At 58.9% G+C, this 12,873-nt stretch carries 11 protein-coding genes and 1 tRNA gene; 4 read left to right on the forward strand and 8 right to left on the reverse strand.

Going from position 1 to position 12,873, the window contains the following annotated elements; translation table 11 throughout:
- Nucleotides 1-6: 6 nt before the first annotated feature.
- Nucleotides 7-1,287: a nucleotide sugar dehydrogenase gene (locus tag H9Q16_RS11630; RefSeq protein WP_191075599.1), complete on the reverse strand. Its 1,281-nt coding sequence runs from the start codon at nt 1,285-1,287 to the stop codon at nt 7-9.
- Nucleotides 1,288-1,485: 198 nt separating this feature from the next.
- On the opposite strand from H9Q16_RS11630, the gene H9Q16_RS11635 reads away from it, so the two are divergent.
- Both H9Q16_RS11635 and H9Q16_RS11640 read left to right on the forward strand, forming a co-directional pair.
- Nucleotides 1,486-3,924 carry a mechanosensitive ion channel family protein gene (locus H9Q16_RS11635; RefSeq protein WP_191075600.1) on the forward strand — a complete coding sequence of 813 codons (2,439 nt, stop codon included), beginning with the start codon at nt 1,486-1,488 and terminating at the stop codon, nt 3,922-3,924.
- Between the two features lie 135 nt (nt 3,925-4,059).
- On the forward strand, nt 4,060-4,428 hold the full coding sequence (locus tag H9Q16_RS11640; protein ID WP_191075601.1) for a hypothetical protein: 369 nt from the start codon (nt 4,060-4,062) through the stop codon (nt 4,426-4,428).
- Nucleotides 4,429-4,436: 8 nt separating this feature from the next.
- Here H9Q16_RS11640 and H9Q16_RS11645 read toward each other — a convergent pair whose 3' ends face one another.
- From H9Q16_RS11645 to hisD, 3 genes are all read right to left on the reverse strand, one after another.
- Entirely contained in the window at nt 4,437-4,901 is a 465-nt protein-coding gene (locus H9Q16_RS11645; RefSeq protein ID WP_191075602.1) for an arsenate reductase/protein-tyrosine-phosphatase family protein, read from the reverse strand.
- A 1-nt stretch (nt 4,902) separates the two neighbouring features.
- Complete coding sequence (locus H9Q16_RS11650) at nt 4,903-5,382, reverse strand: UPF0262 family protein (protein WP_191075603.1); 480 nt, start codon at nt 5,380-5,382, stop codon at nt 4,903-4,905.
- A 65-nt stretch (nt 5,383-5,447) separates the two neighbouring features.
- A complete protein-coding gene (gene hisD / locus H9Q16_RS11655) occupies nt 5,448-6,749 on the reverse strand; it encodes a histidinol dehydrogenase (protein WP_191075604.1) in 1,302 nt (433 codons plus the stop codon).
- 55 nt (nt 6,750-6,804) lie between these two features.
- Here hisD and H9Q16_RS11660 point away from each other — a divergent pair, with 55 nt between their 5' ends.
- On the forward strand, nt 6,805-8,208 hold the full coding sequence (locus H9Q16_RS11660) for an amidase (protein ID WP_191075605.1): 1,404 nt from the start codon (nt 6,805-6,807) through the stop codon (nt 8,206-8,208).
- A gap of 298 nt (nt 8,209-8,506) precedes the next feature.
- On the opposite strand, the gene H9Q16_RS11665 is transcribed toward H9Q16_RS11660, so the two are convergent.
- From H9Q16_RS11665 to H9Q16_RS11675, 3 genes are read right to left on the reverse strand one after another with little or no spacing between them, the layout of a single operon-like run.
- On the reverse strand, nt 8,507-8,977 hold the full coding sequence (locus tag H9Q16_RS11665; RefSeq protein ID WP_191075606.1) for a DUF2948 family protein: 471 nt from the start codon (nt 8,975-8,977) through the stop codon (nt 8,507-8,509).
- Nucleotides 8,974-10,245: a UDP-N-acetylglucosamine 1-carboxyvinyltransferase gene (gene murA / locus H9Q16_RS11670; protein ID WP_191075607.1), complete on the reverse strand. Its 1,272-nt coding sequence runs from the start codon at nt 10,243-10,245 to the stop codon at nt 8,974-8,976. Before murA ends, H9Q16_RS11665 begins: the two co-directional genes overlap by 4 nt.
- Nucleotides 10,238-10,420 carry a hypothetical protein gene (locus H9Q16_RS11675; protein ID WP_191075608.1) on the reverse strand — a complete coding sequence of 61 codons (183 nt, stop codon included), beginning with the start codon at nt 10,418-10,420 and terminating at the stop codon, nt 10,238-10,240. The genes murA and H9Q16_RS11675 overlap by 8 nt, the downstream gene beginning before the upstream one ends.
- A gap of 86 nt (nt 10,421-10,506) precedes the next feature.
- On the opposite strand from H9Q16_RS11675, the gene H9Q16_RS11680 reads away from it, so the two are divergent.
- Nucleotides 10,507-10,581, forward strand: a tRNA-Thr gene (locus tag H9Q16_RS11680).
- A gap of 727 nt (nt 10,582-11,308) precedes the next feature.
- Here the strand turns inward: H9Q16_RS11680 and H9Q16_RS11685 are convergent.
- Complete coding sequence (locus tag H9Q16_RS11685) at nt 11,309-12,484, reverse strand: hypothetical protein (protein WP_191075609.1); 1,176 nt, start codon at nt 12,482-12,484, stop codon at nt 11,309-11,311.
- Nucleotides 12,485-12,873 lie beyond the last annotated feature (389 nt).

A 12,873-nucleotide genomic window follows, 5' to 3' on the forward strand; every position in this document is an offset into this window, starting at 1 on the left:
CCTGTCCTACAGCCTTAGATCGCTTTCCGCGCGGTCAAAGATTCCTTTGATGTCGTAGACAATCGCCCCCGGCTTGCCAAAGGCCCGCACGGCCTGAGCACCCATGTCGACATATTCCCTGTGCCCTACCGCCACGACTATTGCATCATAGACACCTGCATTCGGCTGTGCTGTGGCGGTCACACCATGTTCGCCCTCAAGCCGCTCTGTGCCGACCCAAGGGTCATGCACCTCGACCTGGACGGCATAGTCGGACAGTTCTGCCACGATGTCGGCTACCCGAGAGTTGCGGGTGTCGGCGCAATTTTCCTTGAAGGTGTACCCCAGGATCAGAACACGTGCCCCGCCCACAGAGATGTCCCGTTTGAGCATCGCCTTGATCAGCGTTTGCGCCACATGGGCACCCATGTGGTCATTGATGCGCCGCCCGGCCAGAATGACCTCGGGGTGATAGCCCAGTTGCTCTGCCCGGTAGGTCAGATAGTAGGGATCCACGCCGATGCAGTGACCACCGACAAGGCCGGGTTTGAAGGGCAGGAAATTCCACTTGGTGCCGGCGGCCTCAAGCACTTCGAGCGTATCAAGGCCAAGCCTGTCGAAAATCAGCGCAAACTCGTTGACGAGCGCGATGTTGAGGTCCCGCTGCGTGTTTTCGATTACCTTTGCTGCCTCTGCCGTCGCGATGGACGATGCGCGGTGCAAACCTGTTTTGATGACGGGCGCATAAAGCGCCTCGACCCGGTCCAGTGTTTCGGCGTCCTGAGCGGCAATGATCTTGGTCACATTTTCCAGCGAATGTTCCGCATCGCCGGGGTTCACACGTTCGGGGCTGTAGGCAAGCTTGATCTGGCGACCAGCCTCAAGGCCGCTTCCGGCAGCAAGCGCCGGGCCGCAGACCTCTTCAGTGACGCCGGGGTAGACGGTGCTTTCCAACACGACCAGCGCGCCTTCGGTCAGATGCGGTGCGATGGTGGCGCAGGCCCCCAGCACCGGTCCCAGATCAGGCGCCTTGGCGTCGGTGATCGGGGTCGGCACAGCAATGATGAAGACCGTGCACCCCGACAGGTCGGCGGGCGTGTGGGTAAAGTGCATGGTGCTGGCTGAAACAGATGTGTCCGCCACCTCGCCATTGGGATCGTGCCCTGCTGTAAGCGCGGCAATTGTCGGGGCGTGGGTGTCGAGCCCGACAACATCAAACCCGGCGCGCGACAGCGCAAGGGCAAGCGGCAGGCCAACATAGCCAAGCCCCAAGACGGCAATTCGCTCTGACGTGGCATCGGGTTGCATGGCGGGCGTTGTCCTTGAGAGGGGAACGTCGATATTACCCCTCTGGGGTCCGGACCGCTATGGCATAGATTTCCTGAAGGTGCAAAACGCACGTAGATGTCAGCACGCAAGAGCTCTCCTGTGGCGTGGCGGGAATTGCAATGGCTCTACCCCTTGTCTAGGCTGCGCGAGGACCGGTGCGGTCCAAGGGTGGGACTGATGCGATTATTAATGGTGATCTGCCTGCTGGTCGGGCTTGCAGCAGCGGGGCAGTCTGGTCCTGCGCAGGCGCAAGGCCTGGGATCATTGCTGGCAAACTCATCAAAGCCGGACGCGCCCGAGACAGACACCATCGACGACATTCTGGACCGCGCAGCACAGCATGGCGTCGGAGTTATCGTGATCGACAGCGATGGCAACGTGATCTCGCAGCCCGCCATGCCAGAAGAAACGCCGCATGCCGATGCCGCACCCGAACAATCGCCCCTGATGGTCTTGCAGGACCGCGCCGTCAGCTTTCGCAGCGCGTTGATCGAACGTCTGCTGCAACTGCCTGCCGCTTTCAATGAGGTCGCCTATATTCTGCGAGCGGCAAGCCCGGATGGTACATTGTGGGCCTTTGGAAAAACGCTGCTGCTGAGCCTGCTTTTACTTGCAATCGGATCGCTTGTGGAAAGCAAGATCTTTGGCAAGAGGATCATGAAAGGAGCGGTAACCCGGCGGATCAAGGACAATCCGCAAGGCTACATCGAAAAGATGCCCTTTCTGGTGTTCCGGTTTGTTACCGGCGTGGTCGGCATACTGGTGTCGATGGTCGTTGCCTATGCGCTGGGTTTTATCATCTTTGGTCCGTTGACCGACACGGCTATTCAGTTCACCGCAACCCTGATCAACATCGGCTATTTCTGTTGCCGCTTTGTCGCCGGCCTGTGGCGCATGATCCTGTCGCCGTTCCTTGAACAATACCGCATTCCGGCCCTTGCGAACGCCGAAGCACTGCGGCTGCATCGCTGGTTGTGGATGATGGCCACCTTCGACATCTGCGCGATCCTTTTCGGCATCTGGATCGGCGAACTTGGGCTGAACTACGAGGTCTACGCATTCCTTGCTTCGATGCTGTCGGCCCTCATTGTCTTGCTCAATATCCTTCTGGTTCTTGTCAATCGTCGCGCGATCACGCGCGCCCTGCGTAACGGCAAGCCGCTTGAGGAATGTTCCATGGTGGTTCGCGTTTTGTGCAAGGTCTGGGCGCCGGTCGTCATCCTCTATGTGATCTTTGCCTGGTTCGAACTGACCTATGATCTGGTGTTGGGCAATCCGTCCGCGATCCCGCTGATTGCGGGGGCCTACGGAATCCTGATCACCATCATCGTGGTCTATGGGCTGTTCAACTACTTCATCGAACGCAGCTTTGCCCGGGCCAGCGCCATGCGCCGATTGAACGCGCTGAACGAGGAAGAAGAGGCCGAGGCCGCCGCCCTGGCCGAGGCGCGCGCCGCCCACGAAATCGAAGACGCCGCCCGCATAGAAGAAGATCTTGAACGCACCCGCGAAGAGGCTGCCGAAGAAGAGGCCCGCGCTGTTGCCCTTGGTCCGCGACGCCAATTGAACACCTTCGAGGAACTGGCCCGTCGAGTGGCCGGCATCATTGCCTTTGTTGCGGGCGCCTATGCGTTTTTCTACATCTGGGACAATGACGGCGCCGAGATGGTGGAAAGCTATGCCGACAGGCTGCTGGATATCATGGTCATCATCTTCATCGGCTATGTGGTCTACCACGCCTTCCGCATCTGGATCGACAGCAAGATCGAAGAGGAATCCGGCGACATTGAAGAGGCGGAACTGGGCGACGAGGGCGGTGGGTCTTCAGCCTCGCGGCTGGCGACGCTGCTACCGCTGTTTCGCAACTTCATGCTGATTGTGGTGGTCGTGACCATCCTTCTCATTGTGCTGATGGAGGTTGGCGTCAACGTCGGACCGCTTTTTGCCGGTGCCGGTATCGTTGGTATCGCTATCGGTTTTGGATCGCAGGCACTTGTGCGCGATGTCTTTGCGGGGGCGTTTTTCCTGTTCGATGACGCCTTCCGCAAGGGCGAATATCTGGATGTTGGCAACGTGAAAGGCACGGTTGAAAAGATCTCCGTTCGGTCCTTCCAGCTGCGCCATCATTTGGGCGCGCTGCATACCATTCCGTTTGGCGAGTTGCAGGTCATCACCAACTATTCGCGCGATTGGGTGATGATGAAACTGCCCCTTCGGGTGACATATGACACCGACGTGGAAAAGGTCCGCAAACTGATCAAGAAGCTGGGCGTTGACCTGCTGGATGACCCGGTGATCGGCGAGAATTTCATCCAGCCGCTCAAATCGCAGGGCGTAATCGAAATGCAGGACAGTGCGATGATCATCCGGGTCAAATTCATGACCAAGCCCGGGGATCAATGGCTGGTACGCAAGAGGGTGTATGAAGAGATCCGCGTGCTCTTTGAGCGCGAGGGCATCAAGTTCGCGCACCGCGAGGTGACCGTGCGGCTTGCTGGTGACAAAGTCGATGAATTGACCGAAGAACAAAAGCGCGACATCGCGGCCGCCGCGCACGCATCCTTGGAAGAGGATGATCTTGATGGGGGGCAGGACGGGGGCGGCGACGACCGGTGATCCCTGCCCGTTTTGATCAGCGCCATAACAACTCGTGAATTGCCCCATCGGCTCAATTCCGGCATACTCCGCCACACATACAAATTAGGACCAGCAAGGGGCAAACCCATCGGTCTGACAGGCAAAGGCAGTGATATGTTCAGAACATGCATCTTCTGTTTGGCCGCGCTTTCATTGGCGGCCTGTGGCGGGGGCAACCGGACGTCCGGCGGTTCGAGTTACGGCGGCTACAATCCGCAGCCGGTCCTCTTTGCCACCGGGCCGATTTACAAGGCGTGTCAGCAAGACAGGCGCAAGGCAGCGAGCCGATCACGCTGTGGCTGTGTCCAGGCGGTTGCAGATCAGTCGCTTTCCAGCGCCGATCAAAAGCGCGGGGCGAAGTATTTCAAGGATCCTGGAAAGCTGCAGGAAGTCCGTCAATCGGACAATGCGGGCAATGAACGGTTCTGGAAAGCGTGGAAAGCCTACGGTCAGACCGCAGCGGCACTGTGCCGCGACAGCTGAGCGACTGATCAGGTCTTGTCTGTTTCGACAGGCGGGCCAAAGCGTGACACCAGACGCGCCACGATCTGGTCACGTGCTGCACGAAATTGCGTGAGCTTGGCTTCGCGTGTTTCCCCCAAGCCAGTGGGGTCGAGGATCGGCCAGTATTCAACCTCAAGCGCGTGTAGTCTTGTCAGTTCCAGCGCACGCCGCTGGCTGGCGGGCGACAAGGCAATGACCAGATCAAAGGATCCCAGGTCATCGCCCCAATCCTCCATCTCGTCAAAGCTGCGTACCCGATGGCGCGATAATTCCACATCCATCTCTGCAGAGACAGAGATCGAAAAACCGTTGATCTCAAGATCGCTTTTTACACCTGCTGACTGCACGTATGTGCCGGTGCCATAGAACTTTTTCATGATCCCTTCAGCCATCGGGGACCGTACCGCATTGTGGTCACAGCAAAAGAGAACGGATTGCGGCAGTTCGGTCACGTCACCCCCCGAAATGCAGAACGCAGATCAAGGTGAAAAGGCGGCGCGCAGTGTCTACATCAATCTCGGCCTTGCCTTCCAGGCGTTCCTGCAACACACGGCTGCCTTCGTTGTGGATACCACGGCGGGCCATGTCGATGGTTTCGATCTGGCTGGGCGGCAGTTTCTTGACCGCTTCGAAATAGCTTTCGCAGATCTGGAAGTAGTCTTTTACCACCTGCCGGAAGGGTCCCAGCGAAAGGTGAAACTCAGCTGCCTTTTCGGCGTCTTCAGTGTTGACGTCAAAGACCAGCCGCTTGTCGCGGATGGACAGGCCCAGATGATATGGACCATCGGGAACCGGACGGTCATCGCGTGCGGGCAACACAAAGGTGTTGTCCTCCAAAAGATCGAACATCGCGACTTTGCGCTCCTGCTCGATCTCCGGCGTGGGGGGCGGCAGATTGGCGTCATCAATGGCGATGTGGGTGATGCGGGACATCGGATTTACTCGTCTGGGCGGCGGGGTTGAAGATGCTTAGACGCTTGCGGGGACCGGGGCAACGCCTAGTCGTTGAGTTTGCGCAGACGCGCCGTGACGGAAAGACCGTGCGCCTGCAGGCTTTCCGAACTTGCCAGCCGCTCTGCCGCCGGCCCAATGGCGCGCAATGCGGCAGGCGTCATGCGCGCCAATGTCGTCCGCTTCATGAAATCAAGCACCGAGAGGCCCGATGAAAACCGCGCGGACCGCGCGGTGGGCAGCACATGGTTCGGGCCGCCGACGTAATCGCCAATCGCCTCCGGTGTCCACTGCCCCAGAAAAATCGCGCCGGCATGGGTGATCTGTGCGCTCAGCGCATCGGGATCAGCCACGCAAAGCTCCAGATGCTCAGGTGCGATGCGATTGGACAGCGCGGCGGCGGTATCAAGATCCGGCACGGTGATCACTGCCCCGAAATCACGCCAGCTTGCCCCCGCGATCGCGCGCCGCTCAAGCGTCAGAAGATGCCGGTCGACCGCGTCGCTTACAGCCTGCGCAAACCCGGCATCCGTTGTCATCAGGATGGATTGTGCGCTTTCGTCATGCTCAGCCTGGCTCAGCAGATCAAGCGCAATGAAGTCCGGATCGTTGTCAGCATCCGCAATGACCAGAATTTCCGACGGGCCCGCGATCATATCGATGCCGACCTTGCCAAAGACCCGCCGCTTGGCGGCAGCTACAAAGGCGTTGCCGGGGCCGGTGATCTTGTCGACCGGCGCAATCGTGTCCGTGCCATACGCCAATGCGGCCACAGCCTGCGCCCCGCCAATGCGGTAGATCTCGTCAACACCGGAAATCTGTGCCGCCAACAGCACAAGCGGATTGAGCACACCATCCGGTGTCGGCACCACCATGGCCAAGCGCGCAACCCCTGCCACCTTGGCCGGGATCGCATTCATCAAAACGGAGCTGGGATAGCTCGCCAGCCCCCCCGGTACGTAGAGGCCTGCCGCTGAAACGGGTGTCCAGCGCCAGCCTAATTCCGCCCCGCTGTCATCAACCCAGGTGGCGTCTTCCGGCCGCTGTCTGTCATGATAGGCGCGAATGCGATTTGCCGCCAATTCAAGCGCCGCGCGATCCTCCTCCGACACCTGATCTATCGCCTGCGCGATGTCATCGGTTGAAATGCGCAGTCTTTCCGCCGTCAGTGTGATCCGGTCGAACTTCTCTGTCAGCGCAATCACGGCGGCATCGCCCCTTGCCCGCACATCGGCGATGATATCTGCCACCGTCGCATCCACATCCGGACTGTCTTCGCGTTTGGCCGACAAAAGCGCGTTGAAGGCGGCCTCGAAATCGGCTTGGCTGGCATCAAGGAACTGGGGCATCGGGAAATCCTTTGGGGTTGCCGGGTGCATAGACCGACGACGCGGGAGCCTCAAGATGACAGAGATACTGAAATGGAGCGCGGTCGAAACTGTTGCTCACCTCAAAGCAAGGGACGTGAGCGCCCGGGAGGTGACAGAAGCGCATCTTGCGCGGATCGATGCCGTGAACCCGTCGCTGAACGCGATTGTCGACGATGTGCCGGATGCGATCGACCGGGCCAAGGCAATCGATGCCGGAAAGATCGATCCCGGTATCCTGCACGGGGCGCCTGTCACGACAAAAATCAACACGGATCAGAAAGGCCTGGTGAACACCAACGGCCTACCCGCCATGAAGCACAACGTCGCCCCAGACGATGCTGCGGTCGTTCGCAACCTTCATGCGGCGGGTGCAGTGGTGGTGGGCCGGACCAATACACCCGAGATGTCCTTGCGCTGGTGCACCTCCAACCCGCTGCACGGGATCACGCTGAACCCATGGGATGACACCGTCACACCGGGCGGGTCGAGCGGCGGCGCATCTGCAGCACTTGCCGCAGGGATTGGCGTGATTGCTCACGGAAACGATTTGGGCGGGTCGGTCCGTTATCCAGCATACTGCTGCGGCCTGGTCGGTCTGCGCCCGTCGCGCGGCCGCATCGCTAACTACAACCCCTCCGTTCCAGGCGGTCGCGCCCCGATGACCGCCGCCATGGCGGTTCAGGGACCATTGGGCCGCTCGGTTGCGGATGTGCGGCTGGGGCTTGAGGCCATGCGCGGTTTTGCGGCGGAAGACCCGGCATGGACAGCGGCCTCAGGCAACGGGCGCTTGAAAACCGGGCGGATCGGGGTTGCCACAGACTTCTACGAAGATGCCCAGCACCCCACTGTGCGTGACGCAATGGAGCGCGCGGCCCAAGCTGCCAAATCCAGCGGTTGCGACATCATGCCTGTCAAACTGCCGGACACCGACCGGATCAGTGAACTCTGGGGCCAACTGCTCTTTACCGAAACGGAAGTATTGAGCAAGGCGGATATTGAGACCTATGGCTCTGCCGACCTGCAACGCTGGCTTGAGACATTCACCACCCAGTTCGGCCTGCTTGACCTCGCCGGCTACATGAACGCGATTGCTGAGCGGTCAGTGTTGCAAAGACGCTGGGCCAGGATGTTTGAGACGATTGATGCAGTGATCATGCCAACATCGCTGTCACCCCCCTTTGAGAACGACTTCGAATTCAAACACCCCGGACGTGCACATGAATTCATCGACGCGCAAAAGCCGCTCTATATCGTGAATTTCCTCGGTTTGCCGTCCGTGGCGCTGCCAACCCATGTCGCTGAAGGCTTGCCAAGCGGCGTCCAGATCGTGGCCCCCATGCACGACGATGACGCGGTCCTTATCCTCGCAGAACTGATCCAAGGGGAACTGGGAAGCATCCTGGGGCATCTGCAAGACCCCTATCGGATGGTGTCCTGATCCCAACCCGGGCGCAGAGGTATTTGAAAAAGGGTGAAATCCAGGGGGTTCACTCTTTCTTAACTTTGAACCGCTCTACTGATGCGGCGGTACAGGCTGAGGAGCCGATGACCGCAAAGGGTGAAAACGCGCCAGTTGATTCGGTTGTAGCGGGGTGAATTGGCGCGTTTTCCGCCCCCCCCTTTCACCCTTTTTCAAATACCTTTTCGCACGTCAAACACGCACGCACCGCACGCGATTACTGGCTCAGGTCACATCCAGTATCAAGAATGTCGTGCGGCGCAGCCGCTCCGCCGGATCACGCCGGATGGTTCGGTAATTTCCCGGAGGGTGCGACATAAGGCTTGGTGACGTCTTTCAAGGTGACATCCAGCGCTTCGACACTCACCCGCAACGCGCCGTCACCGGCCAGAGTCAGAGTAATATGCCCTGACGGCGCATCCGTCTCTTCAAAATCCAAAGCCAACAGGGACAAGACGATATCCGCATCGCCCTTCGTCACGCCCTGGCTCGCCACTTTCTGAACGTTGGATATGACAAGCACAGACTGCACGCGCTCAGGCGCATGCCGCGTTCTGCCCGGGTCTTCCCAGCGCACGCGGTTGAGAAAGAGAGCAAACCGGCCCCCCTTGGCATCCCAGGTCATTTCCGAGGCAGGAAAAACCGCGTCCTGACTCAGGGCCGAAACAATCTTCAGATCCTCGATATCCAGGGCACCAAGGTTCAGCGGCGCCTCACGGCCATCCTCGAAACGCGCATCATCGCTCATCGGTCCTTGACCCTTTCGATATCGGCACCAATGCCGGACAATTTCGAAACCACATGTTCATAGCCGCGGTCGAGGTGATACACCCGCGCTACGCGCGTCTCGCCTTCCGCGGCCATGCCCGCAAGGATCAGCGACACGGAGGCACGCAAGTCCGTCGCCATCACCGGAGCCCCCTTCAGACGCGCAACCCCTCTGACGGTTGCTGTCCCGCCATGGACTTCGATATCGGCGCCCATGCGCTCCAGCTCAGGGGCGTGCATGAACCTGTTCTCGAATATTTTCTCTTCCAGAACCGACGTCCCTTCAGCCGTGCACAAAAGCGCCATCATCTGCGCCTGCAGATCAGTTGGAAAGCCGGGAAAGGGTGCTGTGGTCACATCCACCGCGCTGATCCGGCCATTCTTGCGCGCGACCTTGAGCCCGTCTTGCGTCTGGGTCACGGAGACACCGGCGGCGTCAAGTTTTTCACAAAAGGCCTCCAGCAGGTCGATGCGCCCGCCCAGACACTCGACCTCGCCACCGCAAATCGCCGGGGCCAGCATGTAAGTGCCCAGTTCAATCCGGTCCGTCACCACGCGGTGGGTCGCCCCATGCAGCCGATCCACACCCTGCACCGTGATCGTCGACGTACCATCACCGTCGATTTGCGCCCCCATCGCCCGCAAGCAATCCGCCAGGTCCACGATTTCCGGCTCGCGCGCAGCATTATTGATCTGGGTTGTCCCCTTGGCGAGCGTGGCAGCCATCAGTATATTCTCCGTCGCCCCGACAGACGCGAAAGGAAAATCGATCACGGCCCCTTTCAGTTTGCCGCCATCGGCCTTGGCATGCAGATATCCGTCGCGCAGATCGATCTCGGCGCCCATTTTCGCCAACCCATCGGTGTGAATGTCCATCGGTCGCGCGCCGATTGCACATCCGCCCGGCAGTGAAACCTCCGCATGGCCCTCGCGCGCCAGCAAGGGCCCCAGCACAAGGTTGGACGCCCGCATCTTGCGCACGATGTCGTACTCAGCCCGCGTGTTGATATGGCCGTGGGTCGACATGGCCAGCACCTGACCGTCCTGCAGCGACGTGACTTCCGCCCCCAGCGAGCCCAGCAGTTGCGTCATGGTGCGGATATCGCTCAGCCGTGGCGCATTGGTCAGCGTCAGCGGCTCATCGCTGAGCAAGGTCGCAGGCATCAGCGTCAGGCACGCATTCTTGGCACCCGCGATGGGGATCTGCCCGTTCAGCGCTTTGCCCCCCTGAACGACAATACTATCCATGCTCGTTGCCTCTCTTTTCGGGGCCTTCGCCCTCTGGTTCCGCCTGGGTCGCGCTTTTGCGCGCACGGGCCTGCGCCTTGCGCCGCGCCATATTCGCCTTGAGCGCCGCCTTCAACCGTTCGTCTCGTGTCTGACGCTTCTTTTCGGGCGGTCTGGATGCGCTGCGATCTGCCATGGCGCCTGTCTATCTCAGGGTGCCGGAAGGGTCCAGATTAGGGTTGCACGAAGGCTGCTTTGCGTCTAATCAGCCGCCACATCGGCGCTGCTGTAGCTCAGAGGTAGAGCACTCCCTTGGTAAGGGAGAGGTCGAGAGTTCAATTCTCTCCAGCAGCACCACTATAGCAGGCTAACAGCTTAAATTTACCAGAAGAATTTCAACTAATTGCGAGACCACCAGATGGTCCGCATATATTGATTGCGGGAGCACGAGCTGCCTCGATCCACTTGGATAAGTTTCGAGAGGCGGAAATTCCTACTTGTCTTGAGTGAATTGCAGTCTACCAAGATGACTGACGACCGTAGCTAGAAACCCCCGGTATCTGAGGAGTGTCTAGGCTGATCGCGTATTTTTGCGATTGGACATTGCGAAACCGGCTTGGTTTTGCTGCAGCGATCTGCATGCTCACAATGAGCGTGGGAATGTCGCCGGCTTATGAATATGCTCGAAAGAGGGGCTGGTCTCGGCGCTATTTGGATGCAGCTGTGTCGGGCCTTGTCTGGGTGAGCTGGGCGCTGCTCGAGACAGTGTTTTTTGATCATCTTGGCAACATCTGATTTCAGTACGATCCAGACCAATGAGTGACGCGAACCTACGAGAGCTCATGGGTTTGGTCTTGAGGACGTGCAGGATGGGCTTCGACAGCGGCCCAAACCCTTCGAACTACGCCAAGTTTAGGTGCGCCTTTTCACTCGTTCAGCATCCCGCCGGTCATCGCCCTCAAATTGAGAGTCCCCTCACCTCGTTGAGAGCGACGCTTTGGAAAACGGTTAAAAATCAAGATCTTGTCGATTCTCAATCCCTGCGGGTGCGGGTTAGGTTTGGGTGGTATGCCACCCGAACCCCTTATTGTGTTTCAAGCCTCTCCAGCCGCGCCATCAGGGCGGCTTGCTGTGTCATCAGGGCCGCGATCTGATCAGCTTGCATGGTGATCTGTTCCTGCTGCTGGCCAATAAAAATATGCGCGTGCTCCAGTTCGTTCAGCATCCGTCCCATCTTGTCGGTTACGTTAAACGGTCCATCTTCGGGCGTGGGGCCGACATTGGGCAGATAGCCGTTTTCCCACATCGCGGCGTTGTGTTCGGCGATGCTTGGCAATGCATAATCGGCCTCAAACACGCGGTCACAGCCGACTGAGCAAGAGCCGTCTGTGGTCAACGTGCCGCTGATGGTCATGTTACCGTTCGCGTCGAGCAGCATCTCAGGACCCGCAGGGGAGGTGGTCACGCGGAAAGTGCCGCCCTGGTTCTGGAAGTTCCATCTGCGGCCTGTGCCGTGGGCGTCGACGATGGAAGTGTCCTCCAGCGTGAAAAACGTAATCCCGTTATTGCGCAGGGTCATCTGACCGAGGGTGCCAGCACCTGTGTCTTCGATCAGCAGAGAGGCGGTGTTGTCGGTGCGACGAACATGCAAAGGAGCAGACGCTGACGACACACCCATACCGACATTGCCGGTGTCGTTGATCCGAAACGCGTTGTTCGGCGCGCCATTAGCGATGACAAAGGGAAGCGAGGGCCCCGCTTTCATGTCGAACAGGGCAAGACCAGACGATCCGACATTCATTAGCCATTCTGGCGTCGCGCCGTTGGTTGCCTCAATCCGAATGCCGGGTGACCCGGGACCAACGATGTGAATATCGGACTCTGGAATAACCGTGCCAATCCCAATTTCTCCAGCCGCGTCGATCACAAACGCGCTCGTTGGCGCGTCTTGGTGCATGATGAAAGGCGTGAAGCCAGTAGCGTCGTTTCTGATCGAAAAACTGTCGAAGAAGCCGACGTCATTGTCGCCCTTGATGCGCCACCTATTGCCAGCAGTCGTGCTGGTATCAAAGAACAGGATCTCGGGGTTTGTGCTGCGGATCTTGATGTCTTCACCATTGAAGGACTCCCCGTCGACACAGGTGCTTGAGCCGACGCAGATATCACGCGTGACGATCAGATCGTCGGTGATCACCTGATCGGCCAAAAGTGGCGTGGTTTGCAGGCAGAGGGCAAAGGCAGGCATGAGATAGCGCATCATGAAACGTACTCCTTCTGGAGATAAGATGAGGTCAAGTGGTAAAAATCAGGGATTGCTGCGGTCACTTATCGTACGTACGCAAGTGTGCCGCTCCTTTGCTCCTGCGTCAACGTGCCGCCAAGTTTGTCGGCTGGCGTTCCAGCCGTGCCTACATCGAAACCATTTCGGTTCCGACCTGTTTTTATTGACGGTTTCAAGCTGCCCAAGGTGTCTGGCACAGTCATCTTTCGTGCGAAAAGTCGCTGATGGAATCGGGCCATTTTGCCCAAACGATGGTCGCCTTTTGCCGGATGTCACCTTTCAGGGCTACGGAGATCGCGGAAGAGGTCACGCTGAATTCGAAGAACCACCTTGCGCCAACGGCTAAGGCTCAGACCAATGCGGGTTAC

This window comes from Sulfitobacter aestuariivivens (assembly GCF_014763045.1).
Taxonomy (GTDB): Bacteria; Pseudomonadota; Alphaproteobacteria; order Rhodobacterales; family Rhodobacteraceae; genus Sulfitobacter; species Sulfitobacter aestuariivivens.